Here is a 26,355-nt window from a genome sequence, read left to right as displayed (position 1 = left end):
TTATGAGCTACTTAGATAATGTATTATTTGCCATTGTACTAGCAATTGGTTTTGGTTTTTTCTTTATTAACATTAGAAAAATTATCAGAAATATTAACCTTGGAATTGAGGTTGATAGAAAAGATAACCCAAGTGAGCGATGGAAAAACATGGCCATGATTGCTTTAGGGCAATCAAAAATGGTAAAACGCCCAGTTGCCGGAATCATGCATATTATTGTTTATGTTGGATTTATAATTATCAACATTGAACTGCTCGAAATTATAATCGATGGTCTTTTTGGAACGCATAGAGTTTTTGCTTTCTTAGGAACAACTTATAATGTCTTGATCGCTTCATTCGAGATATTAGCCGTTCTTGTCTTATTCGCTGTTGCTGTGTTTTGGATTAGAAGAAATGTAATTAAATTAAAACGTTTCATTAATAAAGACTTAAAAGGTTTTCCTAAAAATGATGCTAATTATATTTTATATTTTGAAGTAGTGTTAATGACTTTGTTTTTACTAATGAATGCGTCTGACTTGCACTTGCAAAATGTCTCTGGTGGTTTTTCGCACTTCATTAAAGCGGGTTCTTTTCCTGTGAGTCAGTTTATAGAGCCAATTTTTAACGGAATGTCAAATGAATTAGTACTATTGCTTACGGAGGCTTTCTGGTGGATGCACATTGTAGGTATTTTAATTTTCATGAATTATCTTTATTTTTCTAAGCATTTACACATTCTGTTAGCTTTCCCAAATACTTATTTTGCTGATTTAAATCCGTTAGGTAAGTTTGATAATTTAGAAGCAGTTACTAAGGAAGTAAAAATGATGATGGATCCTAATGCAGATCCATTTGCAGCCGCTCCTCCAGCCGCAGAGGGTGAAGTGCCAGCTAAATTTGGAGCAAGTGATGTTCAAGATTTAAATTGGGTGCAGCTGCTAAATGCATACACTTGCACGGAATGTGGTAGATGTACATCATCATGTCCTGCAAATCAAACTGGTAAAAAACTATCTCCTCGTAAAATTATGATGGATACTAGAGATCGTTTAGAAGAAGTAGGTAGAAACATAGATGCTAATAAAGGTATTTTTATACCAGATAACAAAACGTTATTAAACGATTACATTACGACTGAAGAATTATGGGCGTGTACTTCTTGTAATGCTTGCGTTGAAGAGTGTCCTGTTAATATCAGTCCACTTTCCATAATCATGGACATGCGTCGTTATCTAGTAATGGAGCAAAGTGCTGCACCAATGCCCGTAAATGCTATGATGTCTAATGTTGAAAACAATGGTGCACCATGGCAATACAATCAACAAGATAGATTAAATTGGAAAGACGAAAATTAATAGTCATCTAATAGAATTTCGAAAAAAAAAATAGCTGAAAGGCGATAACCGAATAAAAATTAAAACAATGTCAGAAAGTTTAATTGTGCCTACTATGGCAGAGATGTTAGCTCAAGGGAAACAACCTGAGGTATTATTTTGGGTAGGTTGTGCAGGAAGTTTTGATGATAGAGCTAAGAAAATAACAAAAGCTTTCGTACGTATTTTGAATCGTGCTAATGTTTCTTTCGCTGTACTAGGTACCGAAGAAAGTTGTACTGGTGATCCTGCTAAAAGAGCAGGAAACGAGTTCTTGTTTCAAATGCAAGCGATGATGAATATTGAGGTGCTTAATGCTTATGAAGCCAAAAAAATTGTGACGGCTTGTCCGCATTGTTTTAATACTTTAAAAAATGAATATCCAGAATTGGGCGGACAATACGAAGTAGTGCATCATACAGAGTTCTTGAAATCATTGTTAGATGATGGTAGATTAACTATAGAGGGAGGACAGTTTAAAGGAAAAAAAATCACTTTTCATGATCCTTGTTATTTAGGAAGAGCAAATAAAATTTACGAAGCTCCAAGAGAATTGATCGAAAAATTAGATGTAGAGCTAGTTGAAATGAAACGGTCTAAAGCTAACGGTTTATGTTGTGGAGCTGGAGGTGCCCAAATGTTCAAAGATGCCGAACCAGGTGATAAAGAGGTTAATGTGTTGAGAACAGAGGATGCTTTAGAAGTGCAACCGGATATCATTGCAGCAGGATGTCCTTTTTGTAATACCATGATGACAGATGGTATAAAAAATAAAGAAAAGGAAGGCGAAGTTCAGGTCATGGATATTGCTGAATTGATAGCTAACGCTCAAGATTTATAAAAAATGTATAATTAGGGAATACCTCGCTGTATTCCCTAATTTTTTTAATAGTTTACAGGTGCAAATTGTACCTAAAATAAAATCATAATCATGTACGTACCATTTGAAAATTTACCTGAAGATTCAAGAATTTGGATTTATCAATCCAATAGAAAGTTTTCGGATGCCGAATTCTCTGAAATAGAAATAGCATTACAATCTTTTCTTGAAGGCTGGGCTGCACATGGAACTAGTCTAGAATCTTCGTATCAATTAAAATACAATCGTTTTATTATCATTGCAGTAAATCAAGAGGTTCAGGCTGCAACGGGTTGTTCGATAGATTCTTCTGTTGAATTTATTCAAAGCCTTGAAAAAAAATACACTGTTGACTTGCTTGATAAGATGAATGTAACGTTTAAGTTAGGAGAGCATATTGCACATAAACCATTGATTGATTTCAAGAAAATGGTAAAAGATAAAGCAGTTACTGAAAATACTATTGTTTTTAATAACTTGATCAACAATGTACAAGAGTATAACGAATCTTGGGAGGTTCCAGCAATAGATAGTTGGCACAGTCGTTTTTTCTAATTTTTTTTGCTTTAGAAAATAGTATTGACATAGCAATTATCGTTCGATTTGTCTTTTTTCTTTGATTAGTTGAGCTGGACTATAGTTGCGCAAAATATTTAAGTTCGTGTCTTTTTTTTAAATTCGTTCCAATAAATTACATAAATGAAAATTGCTATAGTTTGTTACCCAACATTTGGAGGGAGTGGTGTCGTGGCGACAGAGTTAGGATTAGAGTTAGCTCGTCAAGGTCATGAAATACACTTTATTACTTATAGTCAACCGGTTCGTTTGGCTTTACTAAATGCTAATGTGCATTACCACGAGGTAAACGTTCCTGAATATCCTTTATTCCATTATCAACCCTACGAACTAGCACTGTCTAGTAAATTAGTTGATATGGTGAAGCTATATAAAATCGAAATTTTACATGTTCATTATGCGATACCTCACGCTTATGCGGGTTATATGGCTAAGCAAATGCTAAAAAGTGAAGGCATCAAAATACCAATGGTAACGACGCTGCACGGAACGGATATTACATTAGTAGGTAATCATCCCTTTTATAAGCCTGCAGTTAGTTTTAGTATTAATAAATCGGATATAGTAACCTCAGTGTCTCAAAGTTTGAAAGACGATACCTATAAGTTGCTAAATATCAAGAAAGACATACATGTTATTCCTAATTTTATTGAGTTAGATAAAAATAGACAAGACCCATCAATTGCATGTCACCGTTCTGTAATGGCTAAAAAGGAAGAGAAAATTATTACGCATATTAGTAACTTCCGAAAGGTCAAAAGAATCCCTGATGTAATTAGAATATTTCACAAAATTCAGCAAACGATACCAGCTAAATTAATGATGGTAGGTGATGGTCCTGAAAAGGAAAAAGCAGAGGTTTTATGTCAAGAATTAGGTATCTCAGATAAAGTTATCTTTTTTGGAAACAGCAATGAAATTGATAAAATTTTAAGTTATTCTGATTTGTTTTTGTTGCCTTCAGAAACAGAGAGTTTTGGTTTAGCAGCTCTTGAAGCTATGGCTTGGGGAGTACCAGTTATATCAAGTAATTCGGGTGGCTTGCCGGAGGTGAATTTTGAAGGAGTTTCAGGTTACTTATCAGATGTTGGTAACATAGAAGAGATGGCAAATCACGCCATAAAGATTCTTGAAGACGAAACTGTTCTTGCCCAATTCAAAGAGAATTCATTGATGGTCGCTAAAAAGTTTGATATCAAAAACATATTACCTTTATATATCGAGTTATACAAGAAGGCAATCAAGAAGCACTCGTAGTGATATTCTAGTAACGAAATTCAATCTTTTAATGAAAAAAATTATTATCACGGCGTTAAGTTTTGCATTGTTTTCGTGTGGTGCATCGAAAGTAGCGGTACCAGAAAAAAAAGGTTTGTACGAAGTGCTCACGCAGCAAGCAGATGGTGGTGGAAACATTCGTTTTTTTGAAATTTTGTCTGAGCCCAATGAAATCAAAATGCTGCAAAATGACGAAACTTTAAATAAAAAGATAAGTGTGAATGATGTACAAAATTCAAATTTTGTGATCTTGAATATGGGAGAGAAATCTACGGGAGGTTATTCTATAGGTATTGAATCTGTTGTAGAGACTGATAAAAATATTGTTATTAAAGTAAAGGAAACCGTACCTAAAGAAGGAGCAATGGTTACTCAAGCAATTACTTATCCCTTTTGCGTGGTTAAAATAAATTCTAAAAAAGAGATTATTATTCAATAAAAAAATGCCGCTAATTCTAGCGGCATTTTTTATAAATTAGTTGTGATTAGAATTGGTATTTAACTCCCAATGCAATATCAGAACCATAATTGTTTTTGTAATAACCATTACCACCAAATTCAGGTCTGAAATCGATAGAGATCAATAAAGGGATATCAAAGTTGTATTCTAATCCAATATCACCAGCTGCAAAAGCAAAAGTTTCATTAAAACTATTGTTATTGTTGTCATAACTATAGTTTCCTACACCACCACCAACTCCTGCGTACCAATTGAAGCCACCATCAATATTCCATACCCATTGGTATAAAGCTGCTAATTTGATAGCATTATCGTCATAGCTATTATTATTGAAGTTTTTTCTGTTTCTCCAACCTAAATCTAATTCAAGTCGGTTGTTGTCTCCTAAACCTCTTTGATACGTGATTTCTGTTCCAAAACCTCCACTGTCTCCTAAACGTAGACCTAATGCATTTTTTGAAATATCTTGTGCCTGTGCGCTAAATGCTAATCCTACTAACATAATAGCAGATAAAATAATTTTTTTCATATACTGATTTTTGAACAAAGATAGTGGGTAGATGCGTGTATTCAATTATATTATTCTCCCGAAATGTTATACAATTGTCATATTACTTCTTTTTTCTATCTAAAAAGTATGGAAGCTTCTTTTATCTACTTATCAAGATAGAAGCAAGTAGTTGTTTGCTGAGTTGATCTTCCATTTCAAAAAGGTTTTCGTCTTCCTGATAATTGGTTTCCTCATAATTATAGAGTTTCCATCTTTTCTTGTTGTATTCAAGAGCAGTAAGGTTTTCTACCCAATCTCCAGAGTTCAAGTACGTGGTTTTCCCTTTTGCAGTTTCTTTTACAATTATTTTAGGTTCATGTATATGTCCACAGATTACGTAGTCATATTTGTTTTCGATAGCTAGTGCAGTTGCTGTCTTTTCAAAATCTGAAATGTGCTTCACGGCCTTCTTTACGCTAGCTTTTATTTTTTTTGAAAAGGAGTAAGGTTCTTTGCCTAGTTTTTTTAGGCACCAATTAACTAAACGATTGCATAGAATTAGATAGTCGTACCCCTTTCCACCTAACTTCGCAATCCATTTGGCATGATTGACGCTAGCATCAAATACATCTCCATGAAAAATCCATGCTGTTTTCCCGTCTAACTCCAGTATTAGTTTATCGACTAAGGAAATATTACCCATGGCAGTATCGCTAAATTTCCGCAACATTTCGTCATGATTTCCGGTAATGTAATGCACTTTTGTGCCTTTGGCAGCAAGACTTATTATTTTCTGAATTACTTTTAAATGCTCTTTAGGGAAGTAGGATTTTCTAAACTGCCATATATCAATGATGTCTCCATTAAGAACAAGAGTTTGTGGCTTTATGGAAGAGAGATAATTATGAAGTTCCTCTGCATGACTCCCATATGTTCCTAGATGCACATCTGAAAGGACTACTAATTCGACTTTTCTTTTTTTCAATGTGATGTAATTTGAAGTTTTACAAATTAATAACAACATTGTTAATTGAAAAGCATTTAAAAGTTAAGAAAAAGAATGTAAAATATCTTTTTTGTCCTAAATTGTTAATTGTTTTATAAACAATTAAACTATTAACTTTTGAACTTTCAACTAAAATAGTACATTTGTTTAAAACTAAAAATAATGGCGGGAAATAGCTACGGAACATTATATAAAATCACCACTTTTGGAGAATCCCACGGAGAAGCATTAGGTGGAATTATAGATGGTTGTCCTGCGGGGATAGTATTAGATTTAGAGGCTATTGAACTAGAAATGTCTAGAAGAAAACCAGGCCAATCGGCTATAGTTACTCAACGAAAAGAACCAGACGCAGTGCAGTTTTTATCAGGCTTATTTGAAGGAAAAACTACTGGAACTCCCATAGGATTTATTATTCCTAATACCAATCAAAAATCAGACGATTACTCTCATATAAAGGATAATTATAGGCCTAGTCATGCTGATTATGTTTATGATCAAAAATATGGTTTTAGAGATTATCGTGGTGGGGGGCGTAGCTCTGCAAGAGAGACAGCAAGTAGAGTGGTTGCTGGTGCTATCGCTAAACAAATACTTCCTGACATAAAAATTAGTGCTTATGTTTCTGCAGTTGGGCATTTAACAGTAGATAAGCCGTATCAAGACTTGGATTTTTCACATATCGAAAATAATCCTGTGCGTTGTCCTGATCCAGAAATGGCAGTGGTAATGGAAGAATATATTAGAGAAATTAGAAAACAAGGAGATACTGTTGGTGGTGTTGTTACTTGTGTTATTCAAAATGTACCTGTTGGCCTTGGAGAACCAGTATTCGATAAATTACATGCAGAATTAGGAAAGGCGATGCTTTCTATAAATGCGGTAAAAGGTTTTGAGTACGGTAGTGGCTTTGAGGGATCAAAGATGAAAGGCAGTGAGCATAATGATTTGTACAACTGTGATGGATCAACTAGAACAAATCTTTCTGGTGGTATTCAAGGAGGCATTAGTAACGGGATGGATGTATACTTTAATGTAGCCTTCAAACCGGTTGCTACCATCATGCAAAAACAAGAATCGTTAGATAATAAGGGAAATATCACAGAAATGACTGGAAAAGGGCGTCATGATCCTTGTGTGGTTCCCAGAGCAGTGCCAATAGTGGAAGCAATGGCAGCTATTGTGCTAGCTGATTTTTATTTAATAAATAAGACCTATTAAATCTTTTTAAGAAAATCGATAAAGGGTAAAGCCATCTTCTTATAAAAAATTGGCATGTCGGTAAATTTTTTGGAATATTTCCAAACAACTAATATGAAATAAATGAATTCTACAGAAACAAAAAAACCATCAATTTTATCCAATCTAACAACGCAAATTCTAATCGCTATGATTTTGGGAGCTGCATTAGGTATCGTTCTTCATAATACAATCTCTGAAGCTGCTGCGCTAGAGTTCAGTAATAAAATTAAAATTTTAGCAACCGTCTTTATTCGTTTGGTTCAAATGATTATTTCACCTCTAGTGTTCACCACTTTGGTTGTTGGGATAGCTAAATTAGGGAATGTAAGTGCGGTAGGGCGTATTGGAGGTAAGGCGCTAGGATGGTTTTTTACCGCTTCTCTTATTTCACTTTTAATTGGTTTGTTCTATGTTAACTTATTAGAGCCAGGTGTTGGTCTTAATTTATTAGATGTAGATGTTAATTCGGTTTCTGAAGTTGCTGACAAAACACAAAATATCAACTTTAATAATTTTATTGAGCATATCGTTCCTAAAAGTATTTTTGAAGCAATGTCAACCAATGAGATTTTGCAAATTGTGGTGTTTTCTATCTTTTTTGGATTAGCAGCTGCCTCAATTGGAGATTATGTGAAACCTGTTATTAACGCATTGGACAAGTCATCACATATCATCCTAAAAATGGTAAACTATGTTATGAATTTTGCTCCTATCGGTGTATTTGGTGCTATAGCTGGAGTATTTGCGGTAAGAGATTTTCAAGAATTAGCAATTACATATTTTAAATTTTTCGGATCATTTCTGATTGGAATTGCAACATTATGGGTGTTTTTAATCGCTGTTGGATATCTATTTTTAAAGAGCAGAATGACTGTTTTATTAAAAAGAATCGTAAGCCCTTTAATTATTGCATTTGGAACGACAAGTAGTGAAGCTGTTTTTCCAAAACTAACAGAAGAATTAGAGCGTTTTGGAGTTAAAGACAAAATAGTTTCATTCATGTTACCGTTGGGATACTCCTTTAATTTAGATGGAAGTATGATGTACATGACTTTTGCAAGTATTTTTATTGCTCAAGCTTATGGTATTGAATTAGATTTGGGAACACAATTAACTATGTTACTCGTATTGATGTTAACCAGTAAAGGAATTGCAGGTGTTCCGAGAGCAAGTTTGGTGGTTGTTGCTGCTACTTGTGGTATGTTTGATATTCCAATAGAAGGGATTGCGTTAATATTGCCTATTGATCATTTTTGCGATATGTTTAGAAGTGCTACTAATGTATTAGGTAATGCACTTGCAACTTCAGTAGTTGGGCAATGGGAAGGTGATAAGGAGATTGAAGCTGCTGAATAATTTACCTTTTTAAATATAAAAAAAACCTCTTTTAACTTTTTTAAAAGAGGTTTTTTTAGTACCAGACATTACTATTTTAAAAAGAGGCGTAATAGAATCTTTAAGTGGTATTAGAAGCTAGCAAAGTTCTTTCTATATTGCTGATCTCCGAAAAAAATAATTACAATTACATTTGAAAAGTAAACGTAGCTAATAAATTCTTGACTTTATTTTTTTAGCTATTTTTTAAATTTATACCTATTTTTGGATCAATCAAATACTAACTAAAACACAAAATAATGAAGAAAACCGTCGTGATTGTATGCTCGATCCTAGCTCTAGCTAGTTGTAAAAAGGAAGAAAAAAAGCAAGAAATGAAGTCGGATGTAGCTTATGCTAGCTTTGGTGATAGCATTTCTGTAGATAAAGCACTTTCTGAAGAAGATATTTTAGCTACCTACGAGAAGTTGTCTCAAGGAGATACTGTTGCTGTAAAATTCAAGTCAAAAATTAAAGCTGTTTGTAAGGAAAAGGGCTGCTGGATGAACTTAGACTTACCAGAAGACAAAGAAGTATTTGTAAAATTTAAAGATTACGCTTTTTTTGTTCCTACCGATTCTAAAAACGAAGATGTAATCATTAGTGGTAAAGCTTACATAAGTGTAGAGTCTGTTGCCGATTTAAAGCATTACGCTAAGGATGGCGGCAAATCACAAGCAGCAATTGACAGTATTGTAGCTCCAAAAACAAAGTACTCGTTGATGGCAGATGGGGTTTTAATTCAAAAATAAATCATAGGTTCTAAAGGTTTTTAATCTTTATACATTTCAATAAAAAAAGCGCTCCTTTTCGGGAGCGCTTTTCGGTATAATAAATAAGAAATTATTTTTTCTCAATCCATAATCTGGCATTTACAAAAGCCTCATGCCAAGGTGAAACTTCATCATCACGATCCTTTGGATAATGTGCCCAGTTCCATTGAAAAGTAGAACGCTCAATATGCGGCATCATTACTAAATGGCGTCCCGTCCTGTCACATAACATGGCTGTGTTAAAGTCTGATCCATTAGGATTTGCAGGATATTCCTCGTAGCCATATTTAGCAACGATATTGTAATTTTCCTCACCCATAGGCAAGTTAAATTTTCCCTCTCCATGCGAAACCCATACACCCAAAGTACTTCCGGCTAATGAGGATAACATCACTGATTGGTTTTCTTGCACCGTAACCGATGTAAAAATACTTTCGTGCTTGTTACTGTTATTATGAAGCATTTTTCCGTGTACTTCATGCTCTGGATTAATTACTTCTAACTCCATAAACAATTGGCAACCATTGCAAATTCCTACAGATAAAGTGTCCTCTCTTTTAAAGAAGTTTTTCAAGGCGGTATTTGCTTTTTCATTGTATTTAAAAGCTCCTGCCCAACCTTTAGCAGAACCTAATACATCCGAGTTAGAAAAACCTCCAACAGCACCAATAAACTGAATGTCTTCTAATGTCTCACGACCAGAAATCAAGTCGGTCATGTGAACGTCTTTTACGTCAAATCCAGCTAAATACATAGCATTTGCCATTTCGCGTTCTGAGTTACTTCCTTTTTCACGAATAATGGCAGCTTTAGGCTTTGTAAATTCGCTAGAAATTTTAGGTTTTTTCCCTGTGAAATGCTTTGGGAAAGTATATTGTAATGCTTGATTTTTGTAATTGTCAAAACGGGCTTGCGCTGTTCCATTTTTAGATTGTTTTTGGTCTAATAAGAATGAGGTTTTAAACCATATATCTCGATAAGTAGCAATATCCAAATTGCAAGAACTAAAACTTAGTTTCGCATCATTAGTAACCGTTCCGATTTTATAAAAGGAAACATCGTTTGCATTTAACGTACTTTCTAATTTTATATCATCTTTAGCTTGGAAAACTAAACCAATGTTTTCAGCAAATAAATACTTAACAATGTCTTTTTCTTCAAAAACAGAGAAGTCTATTTTAGCCCCTAAATTAGTATCAGCAAAACACATTTCTAATAGAGTAGTGATTAAACCACCACTTCCTATATCATGGCCAGCTAGAATGTTATTGTCTAAAATTAATTCTTGAATCGTATTAAAAGCTCTCTTGAAGAAGGCAGCATCTTTTATGGTAGGTGCGCCTTGTCCAATCTTATTGAGCGTTTGAGCAAAGGATGATCCACCTAATTTAAATTCGTCTTGCGATAAATTAATATAGTAAATTGATCCACCATCTTTTTGTAGTACCGGTTCAACTACTTTTTGAATATCGATACAATTTCCTCCCGCTGATATAATAACTGTTCCGGGAGCAATTACTTCTTCATTAGGGTATTTTTGTTTCATAGAAAGAGAATCTTTTCCTGTTGGAATATTCACTCCTAATTCTATTGCAAAGTTAGAACAACTTTCTACTGCAGCATACAAGCGGGCATCTTCACCTTCGTTTTTACAAGCCCACATCCAGTTAGCAGATAATGAAATTCCGTCTAAACCATTTTTGATAGGTGCCCAAACGATATTCGATAACGCCTCGGCGATTGCTGTTCTACTTCCAGCTACAGGATCTATCAATGCTGCAATAGGAGAATGTCCAATCGAGGTAGCAACACCTTCTTTACCATTGTAATCTAAGGCCATTACACCACAATTATTTAAAGGTAATTGTAATGGTCCTGCATTTTGTTGTTTGGCAACTTTTCCGCCTACACAACGGTCGACTTTATTTGTTAACCAATCTTTACAGGCAACTGCCTCTAGTTGTAAAACATCCTGAAGATAAGTTGATATGTTCTTTTTATCGTATTGTAATTCGGTGTATTTTCTATCGATCGTTTTGTCAGTCATAACCACTTTTGGAGAACTTCCAAAAAAGTCTTCTAATGCAAAATCCATTGGTTTATCACCTGTAGTTTTAGATTCGAATGTAAATCGATGATCGCCTGTAACGTCACCTACTTGATACATTGGAGAACGTTCTCTGTCAGCAATACGTTGTAAGGTATCAATGTCTTTTTTACCAATTACCAATCCCATTCTTTCTTGAGACTCGTTACCGATTATTTCCTTAGCTGAAAGTGTAGGATCTCCCACAGGTAGTTTATCTAAATCAATCAATCCTCCAGTGTCTTCCACTAGTTCAGAAAGACAGTTTAAATGCCCGCCAGCTCCATGATCGTGAATGGATACAATTGGGTTTGAATCACTTTCGACTAATCCACGTATAGCATTAGCTGCACGTTTCTGCATTTCTGGGTTCGAACGTTGTATAGCATTCAACTCAATACCTGAACTGAAAGCACCTGTATCTGCAGACGAAACTGCTGCTCCACCCATTCCTATTCTATAATTCTCACCACCTAGGATAACAATTTTATCTCCTGTTTGTGGCGTTTTTTTTATGGCTTGATCCAATTTTCCGTAACCAATTCCACCCGCTTGCATGATTACTTTATCGAATCCTAATTTGCGTGCATCTTCCTCATGTTCAAAAGTTAATATGGATCCTGTAATAAGAGGCTGTCCAAATTTGTTTCCAAAATCAGAAGCTCCATTAGAGGCTTTAATTAAGATATCCATAGGAGTTTGATACAACCATTTTCTTTCGGTCATCCCATTCTCCCATCCACGTTCGCTTTGAGTAGAATCTGCTGATCCTTCTAGACGTGAGTAAGAGGTCATATATACTGCGGTACCTGCAAGAGGTAATGAGCCTTGTCCACCAGCTAAACGATCTCTAATTTCTCCTCCTGATCCTGTTGCTGCTCCATTAAAAGGCTCTACAGTCGTGGGGAAATTATGTGTTTCTGCTTTCAAGGAGATAACCGAATCAAATTCTTTAACTTCATAAAAGTCTGGCTTATCTGCACTTTTAGGAGCAAATTGCTCTACTCGCGGTCCTTTTACAAAAGCTACATTATCCTTATAAGCCGATACAATATCATTTGGATTTTCCTGAGACGTCTTTTTGATCATTTTAAATAAAGAAGATTCTTTTTCCTCTCCATCAATTATGAATTTCCCATTGAAAATTTTGTGACGACAATGTTCTGAGTTTGCTTGTGAAAAACCAAATATTTCAGAATCAGTTAATTTTCTTCCTAATTTGGTCGCTAGGTTATCTAAATACTGTACTTCATCTTGGCTTAACGACAAACCTTCTTTAGCATTATAGGCAGCAATATCATCAATATCTAAAATGGCTTCTGGCGCAATGTTTATAGTAAAAATATCTTGGTTTAACCCTTCGTACTTTTGTGAAAGCATTGGGTCGAAATCAGTATTATCAACTGTAGCAGGTTGAAATTCCTCGATTCTAATAATACCAGATATACCCATGTTCTGAGTAATCTCTACGGCATTAGTGCTCCAAGGAGTAACCATCGTGGCACGTGGTCCAACAAAAAAATCCGTCAATACGGATTTTTCTATTTTATGAGAGTCGGCAAAAAGCCAATTTAATTTTGAAATGTCTTCAGCCGAAAGCTCGGCTGCGCTCGATATGTTTTGCGTTTGTACGGCAAAAACAGTTTTGCTTTGGTTTTCAAAGAAATGGATCATTGTTGTGTAGTTTGTTGTATTGCGAAGCAAATTTAGTTTAAAAAAACAGTAACAACAAATGTTAAAATAGTCTTTTTTTGAAGGTTTTGGCTTTGGTATGCTATTACTTATTATTGTATAGACAGTAGATGAAATTAGTTTTTTTTTATTAATTTCTAGATTACGAATAATCAAATAAGTGCTTCGTTTTCTACTTATTTATGTAAGAGACTTAGATTACTTAGTAAACGGTTTGTTTTGATACGCTCCTAAATCTGGCGGTGTGGTTCTTGTATTTCCTAATATGTCAAGCGGAATTAAATACAAGGAATTCCCTTTTGCGAAAGCGCTAGACGTAGCGTCAATATTCAGTTTATTTATAGTACTATTTAAAAATTTTGGATTTTGATTCAAAATTATATTCGAATAGTGAGTAGCATCTGATGTAAATTGATACAAAGGATTTGTGGTTGATCCTTCAAATTTTATTAAACAGTTATTAAACTGGTAATTAAATCTTGCTGTTGTTTTACTACTCAATGAAAGTTCATTGCTGTTGTTTCCGTAGATAATGCAATTATTGAAAGTGGCTTCGTCGAGGTTCTTGGTTTCTGGAATTGCACCCGTAATAAAGTTGTCAATAGCCAAAGCTACTTGGGTAGAACTATTCCAATTGTTGTTAAAAGTGGAATGCGTAAATTTATAATTCCCACCATAACTGCAGGCTAAAGTTGCTTGCCCTGCCGTATTTACAACAATGTTTTCACCAACAATATGTGCAGTTTGCGCCAAAATACCATAATTCGCACTATTGTAAATTTGGGTGTTTTTCAGAGAGACAGTCGTCCCATCATTATTTTGGATTAATAAACCAATTGTTGCATTTTTAGTAGTAAGGTGATTAATGCTATTGTTTGTGCTTCCATCGGTTAACCATATTGTACCCCATTGCCCAGGAACATTATCATACAATGACTCAAGTCTATCTCCTTCAAAAATAACCTCATTCTCTTGACTTGATGTGGTAGAGGCAGTACCATTAATTTGTAAGGAGGCAGTATTACTAACAATTAATCCAGAGTTAGCATGAAAGTAAACTCTAGAACCTGCATCAAAACGGGCCACTTTTCCTGAGGGAACTGCGGCATAACCATAAATTACGTAAGGCTTTCTGTTTGTAAAACGAAGTTCATTGCCATTAATAGGATCATTCTCGTCTAAATAAAATCCATAAATTTTTTCTTGATTGATGGGTAGACTTTCTGTTGTGCCATCGGCAAACCTTTTGGGGTATAGAAATACTGCATCTTGAATTAGCGTCACTAGCTCAACAGTTTGTAAATTGGTACCGCTATCAAATTTAATTTGATCGGTGTATAAAAGATCTGTTGGGTTTGCATCATCAATATTAGCAGTTGTTTCAATAAAAATGTAAAGGCTGTCCTTAGCTAGAAGTTCTACATTGCTAAATAGTTTACCTGAATTTCCCTGCATCCCATCTACAGACAAGCGGTACTTTGAACTTAAGCCTTTGCCTAATTGAATGGACGGAATAGTAATGTCTTTTTTAGACCTGTTGTACACCTTCATTCGGTAAGTACTTGAGCCAATATTTGAAAAGACAGTGTCCAAGTATATGGTGTCTCTAGAAAATTCTAAATCTCCCGTGCTCGGTACGGTTTCAAAATCGGCTCGACAAGAGCCTAAAGCAATCGTTAAACCAAAAAATAGTAAAATAGAGAAATAGCGCATTGCTTTTGTTTTTTGTAAAAATAAGTAAAAACTATATTGTATCGCCAAGAATTAAAGGGTAGTACATTTATTTATCAGGATTTTGACGCCATGATTTTTGCGATTATCGGTTTGTGGAATTATTTTGGCAATTTAATAACAACTGTTTTACTCTTTACTCTATGCTGTTTTTCTTAAATTTACGTTTTCAAAATCAAAAAGATGACATTCGACAAAGAAAAAATATTGAATTATTGTAATGAGGTTTCTAAGAATACCCTAATGCAAACTTTAAACATAGAATACATAGATGCTGGCGAGGGATTTCTTGTTGCAAGAATGCCTGTAAACCCAAGTGTTCATCAACCTGCTGGACTTTTGCACGGCGGCGCATCAGTCGCTTTGGCAGAAAGTGTTGGTAGTGCGGCCTCTTTTTTATATGTAAATACCGAAGTGAGCGAAGTGCGTGGAATTGAAATTTCGGCAAACCATGTAAAGGCAAAGCGCAATGGGGTAGTCACCGCTACCGCTCGAATCGTTCATCAAGGAAAAAGTATTCATTTATGGGAAATAAAAATAACTGATGAGAATGACAATTTGATTTCAATTTGTAAATTGACAAATATGATTTTGCCTAAAAGAAAAAGACAATAAATACAATGGAAGGAAATAGTAGTAGTATCGAAAATCAAATTGATCAACATCTTCCTTTTGTACTTTATTGTAAGCCAAATAGCGCTATTGTTTGTGGTCTTTTACAGCAAAATGACACTTTATACGATGTTAACGACTTTACCGAAAGCGGATTTGTTTTTGCTTCATTTGACGGAAAGTTAACGCATCTTATTCCGGAAGCTAATTCGGAAAGAGTTGTACTTGATCGAAAATCTTTTAGTAAAGCCGCTATTGACTGTACTTCATTTACTTCAGATTTAAGATCTAAAGTAGTTTTTGAAAATTTAGTTGCCTCAGGAATTAAGGCTATTAAAGAAAATAAAATGAAGAAAGTAGTGTTGTCTCGTAAAGAAACGGTTGCATTAACAGATTTCGATTTGTTGACTACCTTTCAAAAATTAATTGCATTGTATCCTACCGCCTTTGTTTATTGCTATTATCACCCAAAAGTAGGCACGTGGTTGGGGGCAACTCCAGAGCAATTAGTAAAATCTACTGATTCTGAATTTGAAACGATAGCTTTAGCAGGAACACAAAAAGATCATGGAAGTCCAGAAGTAATCTGGCAAAAAAAAGAACAAGAAGAGCAGCAATTTGTTACGGATTACATCGTAGCTAAGTTAAATAATAAAGTTTCTGGTTTAAAAGTAAGTTCTCCATACAGCGTCAAAGCAGGGATGATATGGCATATTAAATCGAACATAACTGCAGTTTTTAATGAGGGAACTAATTTAAAAGAAATAGTGCAGCTTTTGCATCCTACTCCAGCTGTTTGCGGTTTTCCTAAAGAAGAATCGAAAGCTTTTATTCTCAATCAGGAACAATACGATAGAAAATATTATACCGGCTTCTTAGGTGAACTCAATCAAAAAGGGATAAATGGAACATTAAGCTCTGATTTATTTGTAAATTTGCGTAGCATGGAGATAGAAGGAAATAAGGCAAATATTTACATTGGATGCGGAATAACTAAAGATAGTGATCCTACGAAAGAATGGGAGGAAAGCGTTAATAAGTCACTAACAATGAAGCGCGTTTTGTGACTTTTCTGTTAAATTAGAACTCTTGAAATAAAACAAAGTTAAAAAGAAATAAAGATATAATTGAAGTGTTTACTGTTTGCAGATTTTTGTAACACCACATTATTTAAACTAAATAAAATGAAACTAGATATAGTAGCTTTTGGAGCACATCCTGATGATGTAGAGTTAGGTTGTTCAGGAACAATTTTAAAAGAAATTTCACTTGGAAAGACGGTAGGAATTGTCGATTTAACAAGAGGGGAGCTTGGTACGCGTGGTTCGGCTGAAATCAGAGACCAGGAAGCGAATGCCGCAGCTAAAATATTAGGAGTTAAGGTTCGCGAAAATTTAGAGATGCGTGATGGTTTTTTTGTAAATGACGAAAAACATCAATTAGAGATCATTAAAATGTTACGCAAATACCAGCCTGAAATCGTTTTGTGTAATGCTGTTGATGATCGCCATATCGATCATGGTAAAGGAAGTAAATTAGTTTCTGATGCTTGTTTTTTGTCTGGTCTGACAAGAATAGCAACAGAATTAGATGGAGTGCCACAACAGGCATGGCGACCAAAGTTAGTGTATCATTACATCCAATGGAAAAATTCTACACCGGACTTTGTTGTAGATATAACAGGCTTTACTGAAAAGAAGATTGCATCAATTTTAGCTTACAGCTCCCAATTTTATGACCCATCATCCAAGGAGCCTGAGTCACCTATTTCGTCAAAAAACTTCTTAGAAAGTTTAAATTATCGTTCAAGAGACCTAGGGCGGTTAGTGGGAGTAGAGCATGCTGAAGGTTTTACCGTAGAAAGATATTTGGCAGTCAATAGCTTAGGAGATTTGAAGTAAAATTGCTGATTTTTTTTTAAAAAAATATTTGGAGAACTAAACTTATGTTGTATCTTTGCCACCGCTAAGCAAATGGTGGTTGTAGCTCAGTTGGTTAGAGCATCGGTTTGTGGTACCGAGGGTCGCGGGTTCGAGCCCCGTCTTCCACCCAGAAAGCAAAAGCCTCTCAGAAATGAGAGGCTTTTTTTGTTTATATAACTTCAATTTATTAATTCTAGTTGTAGTTATTTCTTGGTCATTACAAAAATAATCGTAATTTAGTGATATAATGAGTAGTTAGCTATCAAATTACTTAAATCTAATTATACTAAACAACCTAAAATTACAACTAATTATGGGAACTTTTTTGATCACCAAAAGAAAGAATGAAGAATTTCAATTTGTATTAAAAGCAGGAAACGGGCAAGTTATCCTGGCAAGTGAAGGTTATACAACAAAAGCGGCTTGCATAAATGGTATCGAGTCTGTCAAGAAAAATTCACAAGTAGAGGCTCGTTTTGATAAACTAGAATCTAAAAGTGGGAAACCATATTTTAATTTAAAGGCTACTAACGGACAGATTATTGGTAGTAGCGAAATGTATGAGTCAGTAGCTTCACGTGACAACGGAATAGAGTCTGTTAAGAAAAATGCACCCGAAGCAGAAAGTAAAGAAGAACTGTAAGGAATAATTTTAACTTATAAAATTAAAGTAATTCCGAAATCTAGTCGCATAAAAAAAGAGCTTTGAAGTGATTCAAAGCTCTTTTTTTAAATGGTAAACAATTATTTTTTGTCTACTATAGGTCTATTATCTCTATTGGCAAGCTCCCAAGCAATAGTAAAGGCTAATTTCGCTCTTTTTGCTAAAGCATCATATTCAATTTTATCTGGAGTATCTGATTTTTGATGGTAGTCAGCATGAACCCCATTAAAAAGAAACACAGCTGGAATACCAAATTTAGCAAAATTGTAATGATCAGAACGCTCATAAAAATGATTAGGATCCTTTGGATCGTTATATTTCAAATCTAAATCCATTTGAATATACTTATCATTAGCTTCCATACAGATTGTATTTAAATCAGTTGACAAACGATCAGCACCAATCAAATAAACATAGTTATTAGTGTCAGCATGTTCCTTATCACGGCGCCCTATCATGTCGATATTGATGTTTGTAATCGTGTTTGCAACAGTAAACAAAGGATTTTCAGAATAATATTTTGAACCAAGTAATCCGTGTTCCTCTCCAGTTACGTGAAGGAAAAGAATTGATCTTTTAGGCCCGTGTCCTTCTTTTTTTGCTTTTTGAAATGCTTGTGCAATTTCTAATAACGCAACCGTCCCAGATCCATCATCATCAGCTCCGTTATATACATTTCCATTTTTTACACCAACGTGATCGTAATGTGCTGAAATTACTAATACTTCATCTGGTTTTTCTGAACCTTCGATGTAAGCCCAGATATTCTCTGAGTCATTAAGTTTTTCTCTTCCTTTTTTATTCAAAAATTCAGCAGGAACAGCTTGGTAAAAGCTTGTTGCTAATTTGGGATAGCTTACGCCTTCTTTTTTATATTGGTTGATTAGGTACTCACCTGCTTTTTTTTGACCAGCTGATCCAGTTTCTCTTCCTTCCATTTCGTCTGAAGCTACAATATATAGATGTGTTTTAAGTTCATCTGCTGTAATGCTATTCATGTATTTTGTAGGGTCAGAATTGTCTACAGTTACCACTGCTTTTGTACCAGAGCACGATACGGCTGCGGTAAATACTAAAAGGCCTAATAATTTTTTCATTAAAGTAATTTATGGTTGTTTTTGAATTAATTTATTTTTTTAAAACTTCATTTAGAAAAAGTTTCAAGTGCTCAAAAGAGCGTTTGGCTGCTGTAGCATTGTAGGCAACTCCGGTAGATTTGTCATTGCCATATTCTGGATTTGTGAAACCATGTACAGCATCAGCGTAGTATATCATTTGCCAGTCTGCTTTTGAGTCTCTCATTTCTTGTTGAAAAGCGGTTAGCACTTCAACAGATTCAAAAAAGTCATCCGCTCCATGGCACACCAATACTTTAGCGGTAAATGGCTCGTTGGCTCTTGCTTTATCTTTTCCTAAACCACCATGAAAAGAAACGACTCCTTTTACGTTCAATTGGCCTCGAGCAGCCTCAAGAGCACCAGTCCCACCAAAGCAATATCCTATTACAACAATATTGTCTGGATTCGCTCCAGCCTTTACTAATTGCTCTAATGCTAACGAAATTCTTTTTTGGTATTCTTTATAGTTCGTTTTATAAAAACCAGATTTTTTGCCAGCCTCTGCATTATCTTTGGGATAGTTGCCTTCTCCATAAATATCAGCGACAAAAGAGTAATAACCTAGTTTAGATAAGTCTGTAGCAATGTCTTTTGATGCTTTGTCAATTCCTTTCCATGCAGGAAGTATCAATATCCCTGGTTTTTGAGAGCTTTTTTTAGTAGGAGCGATCGCGAAACCATGTAGGACTTGTGCTCCATCTTTATAAACAACTGCTTTTAATTGTGCCATTGTAGTACTGGAATAAATAAGAAATCCAATAAGTAAGTATTTTATGTTTTTCATTGGTAAATAATTTTATGTAAATATCAGAAATAAATGGTTATTAATGAATATTATTTTTAAATGAATCTTGTTTAGCGTACTTATTTATGAATTATTTAAGGAATAAAAATTACGTTTTATTCTCCTGGATGATAATTACGTTCCGCATTTTTTAAAACATCTTCTTTATAAAATAACACATCTTTAAACTGCCCATTTTGGTACATTACTGATTGATCGTTAAAATGTTTAGAGGAAGGATTTCCACTATTTCCTCCTGCAAGTAATGATTTGGCCTTAATTTTAGGACCAAACTCAACTGCACAAACAAAGCTGTTTCCGCTGCTACCGTATCTTTTTATGGTGTTGTCTTGATAATTGCTTTTAAAAGCGGGTAAGCTACCCCATAAAGACGAAGCATATGCTATTGGTAAACTAGAAGCATTATCATTATAAGCTAAATCAATTTCGCCTGATTGTCTTTGAAAGCGATTTATGGATCCCCAAGGAATTTGCCAACTACCAAATTTTGTATTTAACTCTTTTATAACCTCCTGTAGTTGTGGCAAAAGCTCCGTAGGTTTTGCATTTTTAGCAAATGCAATTGTGTTTTCTACTTGGTCACTCTCTCCTTCGTTAGTGTAGGTTTTTCTTAAAATAGAATTCAATTTAAAAGCCCATTCATTGGCTAAAGTGGTAGCTACTGAATTTTCTGCAGCGTAATAATTCCATTCTCTTAAAATAGCAATAGGTTCTTTTAGATTTGAATATTGAGTATTACCATTTGCAACCTCTTGATCAAAACTTTTAAGTAAGGCAGGAATCAAAACTTCAAAAATAGATAACTTAGTATCGTATCCATCTGCAATGATTTTATCTAAGGTATATTTTTGGCCTTTGCTTAATAATCGAACAGCATTCAAGCCTCTAAAACTTTCGCCATCTGGAGCCATGTAAAAAGGGAAATCATTTTTTTTAGGACTATCAGTACCAGAAACCGAAAAAGGGGTTGAGTTACAGTTTTGCAACCAGCCATTGTTTGGGTTGTATAGGTGTACTGATTCTGAAACCTCATGCAGGCCTTTCCATTGTGTAGCAGATGTTGTTCCATCCATTACTTTTGACCAGTCTAGCTTAAGATCTCGTACTGGAAGAAAGTTTCCGTGCCAATAGGCGATATTTCCTTTACTATCTGCAAATACGGTATTATTAGATGTGTTTGCTTTTAGATCCATCGCTTTTTTATAATCCTCTAGCCCTTTTGATTTGGTTCGAACCCAACTTTGAACTAGGCCATCCATAGAGCGGTTGTTAGATTTTAGACTAATCCATTTTCCGTCTCTTTGTGCCATAATGGGTCCGTGAATGGTGGCATAGGTTTTAAAAGTTTTAGGAATTAGTTTCCCGTTTTCAAGGTAATTAATTGTGATGCTTTTTTCACTAACAGGCAATAATTTAGAATCATATTCATAAAATAGTTTTTCTTTCTTTCGAACAATTTTTTCGGCATACATATCTGCTACATCTACGTTTGAAGAGGTATGCATCCAACCACAATAATCATTAAAACCTTGGTAAATGAAAAACTGCCCCCAAGTAACAGCTCCATAAACGTTCAATCCTTCTTCACTGTGAACTTGAACTTCGGGTCTAAAGTAGAAAGTTGTGTGCGGGTTGATGTACAAAATTGAATTTCCCGAAGCCGTTTTGGCGGGAGCCAAAGCAAAACCATTCGATCCTGTTTGCACTTCAGTTTCGCGGGCTACATAAGCTACTTTATCACTGTTGCCAGAATAAAAAGTTTTAAGCTCCCCTGTAGTCAACCCCGCAGTACTAATCGCGCCAATACTTCCGTCAGTCCAAAGTAGTGGGTACCAAGGCTCAAAATGCGTTAAGAGTGCAGGTTTCACCTCAGGATGTTTGTACAAGTAAAAATTGATTCCATCCGCATAACTATCTAGTAATTTTTTAAGCCATGGAGCGGCTTTTTTATAGTCTGCTTTCGCGTCAGCATCATCAATCAACAATCGTATTTCTAAATCATTGTATAAAACACCTTGGCCCTTAATTTCGGCTAAACGACCCAGTTTCTCAATATAATTAAGCTCGACGCGCTTAAAATCATCTTCACATTGTGCATAGAGCAGCCCAAAAACAGCATCGGCATCTGTTTTTCCATAAATATGAGGAATTCCCCAATTATCCCGAATAATTGTTACCTCTTGCGCTAGTTTCTCTAGTCGTTTGATTTCTTTGGAATCTGTTTTTTGGCTTACTGCTTGGAAACTGAAGCCGACAAATAATAATACAATTTGTAGTTGTAGTGAATACTTTTTCATCTGGTTTTTGATTATAAGTTTTTATAAGGACACATTTCTCTTAAAAGCACAGCCTAATTCAATCATCGAATCAGTCTTTGCAATTCCTGGTATAACATCTATTTTTTCGTAAAGAAGCTTTCGCATGTGCTCGTGATTCCGAGCGATAATTTTAATGTATAAAGTATAGGAACCGGTAATGTAATAGCATTCGGTTACTTCAGGTATTTTTTTTAGTTCCTCTATAATTCGAGAAGAATCCTCGTCTTTGTTTAAACTTATCCCAGTGAATGAACCCCAATCGTAGCCAATTTTCTTTTCATTGATAATAGGCTTTATTCCAGTGATTACCCCTTGCTCCAATAATCTATTGATGCGTTGATGCACCATAGTATTCGATATTTTCAAATTGCTAGCTATTCCAGAATAAGGAACGCGACCATCTTTTTCTAATTCTTTAATAATTTTGATATCAAATTCATCTAAAATAGCACTCATTATATCTTTTTTGCGGGTTATAAGTAATGTTTAGATAAAAGTAAGTGTTATTTTTATTATTTGAGTTATAGTTTTACTTAAATATTAATTAATTTGACTTTTCATGGTTTGTTATTTTTATTTATTGACTTTTTGCTTTTGTTTTTAAGTCAAATACTAGTAATTTAATGGTTAAATTAATAAATATTTATATTTTTGTACTATTAATGTTTAAAAATATAGTCATGCAAGAATCAAATGTTACTCTCTCTTTAAAGTCACAAGAGCTAATCGAAAAAGAAAATAAATATGGAGCTCATAATTATCACCCCTTACCGGTAGTTTTAGAAAAAGGAGAAGGTGTATTTGTTTGGGATGTAGACGGAAAAAAATATTTTGACTTTTTATCTGCTTATTCAGCGGTAAACCAAGGTCATTGTCACCCAAAAATTGTTGGTGCAATGATAAAACAAGCACAAACATTAACGTTGACTTCTCGTGCGTTTCATAATGACCAATTAGGTGTTTTTGAAGAATATGTGACTAATTATTTCGGTTTTGACAAGGTTTTGCCAATGAACACAGGGGCAGAAGCAGTAGAAACTGCCATAAAATTATGTAGAAAATGGTCGTATGAGGTTAAAGGAATCCCTGAAAATCAAGCGCAAATTATTGTTTGTGAAAATAATTTTCATGGTAGAACGACTACTATAATTTCCTTCTCTAATGATGAAACTGCTCGTAAGAGTTTTGGCCCTTTTACAGAAGGATTTATTAAAATACCCTATGATGATACGGATGCTTTAGAAGCGGCGTTGAAATCAACTCCCAATATCGCTGGTTTTCTTGTAGAGCCTATCCAAGGTGAAGCTGGAGTATATGTGCCTAGTGAAGGTTATTTGGCGAAAGCCAAAGCCTTATGTTCTGCTCACAACGTATTATTTATTGCTGATGAAGTGCAAACAGGTATTGCTCGCACAGGAAGATTATTAGCCACATGTGGAAACTGTTCTTGTACAAATGGATGTGAAAACACACCCGAGGTAAAGCCTGATATCCTAATATTAGGAAAAGCTATTTCTGGCGGTGTGTACCCAGTATCTGCAGTTTTAGCCAATAATGCAATAATGAACGTGATCAAGCCTGGACAACATGGTTCAACTTTTGGTGGAAATCCTGTTGCTGCTGCTGTTGCTATTGCAGCGCTAGAAGTTATAAAAGAAGAGAATTTATCTGTAAATGCCGAGCGTTTAGGGATTATATTGCGTGATGGTTTAAAGGCTATTGCTGCTAAAAATTCCTTGATTAAATTAGTAAGAGGTAAGGGGCTATTGAACGCGATTGTGATAGATTGTGATGAAGAGTCAGACCTAGCGTGGCAAATTTGTTTGAAGTTTAGAGATTATGGACTACTAGCTAAACCTACTCATGGAAATAAAATTCGATTTGCACCGCCTTTAGTAATAACAGAAGATCAAATTAAGGAGTGTTTAGCTATAATTGAAAAGGCTTTGAATGACTTTAAATAGTAAATGGACAACACATTTTTATAATCCCAAAATCAGTTTTATGATTTTGGGATTTTTTATGTCTTTAAAATTCATAATTGAAAGCTAATTTTTATTAGTAATTAATTATTTATCTTATACTTGCTTAAAAATTAATTCAATTTTGGCGTAACACAATTCAGTTTTTGTACTCTAATAATTGTTTTTTAACATTATCAAAACCTATATTCTATGAAAAAAATTGTTTGGAGTGTACTCGCGCTCTGTAGTAATTTTGCGATACAAGCGCAATCTATTGATAAAATTATCAATGTTAAAAAGGTAACTGAAGTCGAGAAGATACTTGCAGCAGACAATATGGAAGGTAGAAGAGCTTTTACTCCAGGAATCGATAAGGCTTCGTCTTTTATTGAATTGGAGTTCAAAAAAATTGGTCTGCAAACTTTCAATGGTGCAAAAGATTACAAGCAAGCATTTTTCATGACTGAGTCGCAACGAAAAACAGCTACTGCTACTATAGACGGTAAAGTAATCAATGCTAGCGATGTTGTTTCTTTCTCCTATCAACCTGAGTTTTCATTTACTAACGGTACTGATATGGAAGTAAAGAAAATAAATGCTGGAGATAAATTTGGACCAAAGTTTTATGAATATTATCGTTCTGATAAAAACTTGCTTGTCTTAGTGGATGCCTCTTTCAAAAGTGCTATTCCCAACCTACTGCACATGAATCAAATGGCTGCTAATCCTGGAAAAAACACGATAGTTTTTGTTTTTGGAGTTACTGATGCAACTACTTTTACCGTTGAAGGGAATAATACCGTGGTAAAAAAAGCATTGAATAATGTTGTGGGCGTTTTAAAAGGAAAGTCGAAGCCAAATGAGTACGTTATATTTTCAGGCCACTATGACCATTTAGGAATGGTGACGCCTAAAGAGTTAGAAAAGAGCAATAGCACTGATTCAATTTATAATGGTGCTAATGATGATGCTGCAGGAACTACCGCTGTGATAGTACTAGCTGATTACTTCAAAAAATTGAATAACAATGAGCGCTCTATAATTTTTACAGCCTTTGTAGCAGAAGAAATAGGTGGGTATGGTTCTCAGCACTTTTCTAAACAATTAAACCCTGATGAGGTTGTGGCTATGTTTAATTTAGAAATGATTGGAACCGATTCTAAGTGGGGAAATAACTCCGCGTACATCACTGGTTTTGAAAAATCATCTATGGGTGCCATTTTACAAAAAAATCTTGAAGGTTCTGCTTTCAAATTTTACCCAGATCCATATCCAGAGCAGCAATTATTTTACCGTTCTGACAATGCTACCTTAGCAAGGTTAGGGGTTCCAGCACATACTATCTCTACATCAAAGATGGACAATGAGCCTAATTATCACAAAGCTAGTGACGAAATAGAAACGCTAGATATGGTCAATATGACCGAAATTATAAAAGCTATTGCCATTAGTTCTTCAAGCATTATAAGTGGTAAAGACACTCCTTCAAGAGTAGATACTGCTCAGCTTCGCAAATAAAGTAATGCACCAAAAAAAGGCTTCATTTTAGATTAAAAATGAAGCCTTTTTTAACTTTTAGTTCTTTCTCTATATTGAAAATCAAGAGGCTACTACTTTTGATCTTCAATCGTCTTGGTAATGGCTGATTTTACTTTTCCAGTATGTTCTGTTGTTTTGGATTCTATGAGCATTATAGAGCATTCTTCTTCTGCTGAAACCCGATGATTAATTCCTTTTTTTACCACATAAAAATCTCCTTCATTCATGGTAAGTGGCTCTTGATGTTCTACTTCCATTAGTAAGCTACCGGACACGATATAGAACAATTCATCTTCATTCTCGTGATTGTGCCAAGGTAAATCTTGTCCTTTTATTTTAGCTACTTTAATATATTGATCGTTTACTTCTCCAATTATTTTTGGTGAAAAATAGGTTGTTACTGTTTCTAAAATTTCTTTTACATTCATTGGGCTAGGCTATTTTAATTTAATACTATTTTGTTTTTAAGTAGTCAAAAAGAGTAGGTT

Annotated in this window: 23 protein-coding genes and 1 tRNA gene; 15 read left to right on the top strand and 9 right to left on the bottom strand. The window is 34.7% G+C overall.

Annotated elements, in window-relative coordinates; translation table 11 throughout:
- The first annotated feature begins 2 nt into the window (after positions 1–2).
- The 5 genes from H8R22_RS14000 to H8R22_RS13980 all read left to right on the top strand — a co-directional run bounded on the left by H8R22_RS14000 (position 3) and on the right by H8R22_RS13980 (position 4,510).
- Positions 3–1,340: a (Fe-S)-binding protein gene (locus tag H8R22_RS14000; RefSeq protein WP_187011018.1), complete on the top strand. Its 1,338-nt coding sequence runs from the start codon at positions 3–5 to the stop codon at positions 1,338–1,340.
- Positions 1,341–1,407: 67 nt separating this feature from the next.
- Positions 1,408–2,199, top strand: coding sequence for a (Fe-S)-binding protein (locus H8R22_RS13995; protein ID WP_187011017.1), 792 nt, complete (start codon positions 1,408–1,410; stop codon positions 2,197–2,199).
- 90 nt (positions 2,200–2,289) lie between these two features.
- Complete coding sequence (locus H8R22_RS13990) at positions 2,290–2,772, top strand: ABC transporter ATPase (RefSeq protein WP_187011016.1); 483 nt, start codon at positions 2,290–2,292, stop codon at positions 2,770–2,772.
- Positions 2,773–2,916: 144 nt separating this feature from the next.
- Complete coding sequence (bshA, locus tag H8R22_RS13985; protein WP_187011015.1) at positions 2,917–4,050, top strand: N-acetyl-alpha-D-glucosaminyl L-malate synthase BshA; 1,134 nt, start codon at positions 2,917–2,919, stop codon at positions 4,048–4,050.
- A gap of 31 nt (positions 4,051–4,081) precedes the next feature.
- Positions 4,082–4,510, top strand: coding sequence for a protease complex subunit PrcB family protein (locus tag H8R22_RS13980; RefSeq protein WP_187011014.1), 429 nt, complete (start codon positions 4,082–4,084; stop codon positions 4,508–4,510).
- Between the two features lie 46 nt (positions 4,511–4,556).
- On the opposite strand, the gene H8R22_RS13975 is transcribed toward H8R22_RS13980, so the two are convergent.
- A complete protein-coding gene (locus tag H8R22_RS13975; protein ID WP_187011013.1) occupies positions 4,557–5,060 on the bottom strand; it encodes a hypothetical protein in 504 nt (167 codons plus the stop codon).
- Between the two features lie 121 nt (positions 5,061–5,181).
- Positions 5,182–6,006, bottom strand: coding sequence for a UDP-2,3-diacylglucosamine diphosphatase (locus H8R22_RS13970; protein WP_187011012.1), 825 nt, complete (start codon positions 6,004–6,006; stop codon positions 5,182–5,184).
- Positions 6,007–6,189: 183 nt separating this feature from the next.
- Here H8R22_RS13970 and aroC point away from each other — a divergent pair, with 183 nt between their 5' ends.
- From aroC to H8R22_RS13955, 3 genes are all read left to right on the top strand, one after another.
- The gene (gene aroC / locus H8R22_RS13965; protein WP_187011011.1) at positions 6,190–7,248 is read left to right on the top strand and encodes a chorismate synthase; all 1,059 of its coding nucleotides are present in this window, start codon (positions 6,190–6,192) and stop codon (positions 7,246–7,248) included.
- Positions 7,249–7,350: 102 nt separating this feature from the next.
- Positions 7,351–8,625 (top strand): dicarboxylate/amino acid:cation symporter, encoded by a 1,275-nt coding sequence (locus H8R22_RS13960; protein ID WP_187011010.1) that lies wholly within the window; start codon positions 7,351–7,353, stop codon positions 8,623–8,625.
- Positions 8,626–8,903: 278 nt separating this feature from the next.
- Positions 8,904–9,395 carry a DUF4920 domain-containing protein gene (locus H8R22_RS13955; RefSeq protein WP_222616931.1) on the top strand — a complete coding sequence of 164 codons (492 nt, stop codon included), beginning with the start codon at positions 8,904–8,906 and terminating at the stop codon, positions 9,393–9,395.
- 91 nt (positions 9,396–9,486) lie between these two features.
- Here H8R22_RS13955 and purL read toward each other — a convergent pair whose 3' ends face one another.
- On the bottom strand, positions 9,487–13,176 hold the full coding sequence (gene purL, locus H8R22_RS13950) for a phosphoribosylformylglycinamidine synthase (RefSeq protein ID WP_187011009.1): 3,690 nt from the start codon (positions 13,174–13,176) through the stop codon (positions 9,487–9,489).
- A 216-nt stretch (positions 13,177–13,392) separates the two neighbouring features.
- Positions 13,393–14,907 (bottom strand): hypothetical protein, encoded by a 1,515-nt coding sequence (locus H8R22_RS13945; RefSeq protein ID WP_187011008.1) that lies wholly within the window; start codon positions 14,905–14,907, stop codon positions 13,393–13,395.
- Positions 14,908–15,108: 201 nt separating this feature from the next.
- On the opposite strand from H8R22_RS13945, the gene H8R22_RS13940 reads away from it, so the two are divergent.
- The 5 genes from H8R22_RS13940 (at position 15,109) to H8R22_RS13920 (ending at position 18,102) form a co-directional block, all read left to right on the top strand.
- Positions 15,109–15,540: a PaaI family thioesterase gene (locus tag H8R22_RS13940; RefSeq protein WP_187011007.1), complete on the top strand. Its 432-nt coding sequence runs from the start codon at positions 15,109–15,111 to the stop codon at positions 15,538–15,540.
- A gap of 5 nt (positions 15,541–15,545) precedes the next feature.
- Positions 15,546–16,604, top strand: coding sequence for an isochorismate synthase (locus H8R22_RS13935; RefSeq protein ID WP_187011006.1), 1,059 nt, complete (start codon positions 15,546–15,548; stop codon positions 16,602–16,604).
- Between the two features lie 117 nt (positions 16,605–16,721).
- Positions 16,722–17,438, top strand: coding sequence for a bacillithiol biosynthesis deacetylase BshB1 (gene bshB1, locus H8R22_RS13930; RefSeq protein ID WP_187011005.1), 717 nt, complete (start codon positions 16,722–16,724; stop codon positions 17,436–17,438).
- 74 nt (positions 17,439–17,512) lie between these two features.
- Positions 17,513–17,588: transfer RNA gene (locus tag H8R22_RS13925), tRNA-His, on the top strand.
- Positions 17,589–17,772: 184 nt separating this feature from the next.
- Positions 17,773–18,102, top strand: a complete 330-nt coding sequence (locus tag H8R22_RS13920; protein ID WP_187011004.1) for a YegP family protein — start codon at positions 17,773–17,775, stop codon at positions 18,100–18,102.
- Positions 18,103–18,203: 101 nt separating this feature from the next.
- On the opposite strand, the gene H8R22_RS13915 is transcribed toward H8R22_RS13920, so the two are convergent.
- From H8R22_RS13915 to H8R22_RS13900, 4 genes are all read right to left on the bottom strand, one after another.
- Complete coding sequence (locus tag H8R22_RS13915) at positions 18,204–19,220, bottom strand: M28 family metallopeptidase (RefSeq protein ID WP_187011003.1); 1,017 nt, start codon at positions 19,218–19,220, stop codon at positions 18,204–18,206.
- Between the two features lie 31 nt (positions 19,221–19,251).
- Entirely contained in the window at positions 19,252–20,025 is a 774-nt protein-coding gene (locus H8R22_RS13910) for a dienelactone hydrolase family protein (RefSeq protein ID WP_187011002.1), read from the bottom strand.
- Positions 20,026–20,141: 116 nt separating this feature from the next.
- Positions 20,142–22,343 carry a penicillin acylase family protein gene (locus H8R22_RS13905; RefSeq protein ID WP_187011001.1) on the bottom strand — a complete coding sequence of 734 codons (2,202 nt, stop codon included), beginning with the start codon at positions 22,341–22,343 and terminating at the stop codon, positions 20,142–20,144.
- A 21-nt stretch (positions 22,344–22,364) separates the two neighbouring features.
- On the bottom strand, positions 22,365–22,820 hold the full coding sequence (locus tag H8R22_RS13900; protein WP_187011000.1) for an Lrp/AsnC family transcriptional regulator: 456 nt from the start codon (positions 22,818–22,820) through the stop codon (positions 22,365–22,367).
- A gap of 224 nt (positions 22,821–23,044) precedes the next feature.
- Between H8R22_RS13900 and rocD the strand changes: the two genes are divergently transcribed.
- Both rocD and H8R22_RS13890 read left to right on the top strand, forming a co-directional pair.
- Positions 23,045–24,328, top strand: coding sequence for an ornithine--oxo-acid transaminase (rocD, locus tag H8R22_RS13895; RefSeq protein ID WP_187010999.1), 1,284 nt, complete (start codon positions 23,045–23,047; stop codon positions 24,326–24,328).
- Between the two features lie 210 nt (positions 24,329–24,538).
- A complete protein-coding gene (locus H8R22_RS13890; RefSeq protein WP_187010998.1) occupies positions 24,539–25,846 on the top strand; it encodes a M28 family peptidase in 1,308 nt (435 codons plus the stop codon).
- A gap of 92 nt (positions 25,847–25,938) precedes the next feature.
- Here H8R22_RS13890 and H8R22_RS13885 read toward each other — a convergent pair whose 3' ends face one another.
- Positions 25,939–26,295, bottom strand: a complete 357-nt coding sequence (locus H8R22_RS13885) for a cupin domain-containing protein (RefSeq protein WP_187010997.1) — start codon at positions 26,293–26,295, stop codon at positions 25,939–25,941.
- Between the last annotated feature and the right edge of the window lie 60 nt (positions 26,296–26,355).

The organism is Flavobacterium kayseriense, from assembly GCF_014305095.1.
Lineage (GTDB): Bacteria > Bacteroidota > Bacteroidia > Flavobacteriales > Flavobacteriaceae > Flavobacterium > Flavobacterium kayseriense.
Note: the sequence above shows the minus strand (reverse complement) of the source record. Positions and strands in the feature narration are given on the sequence as shown.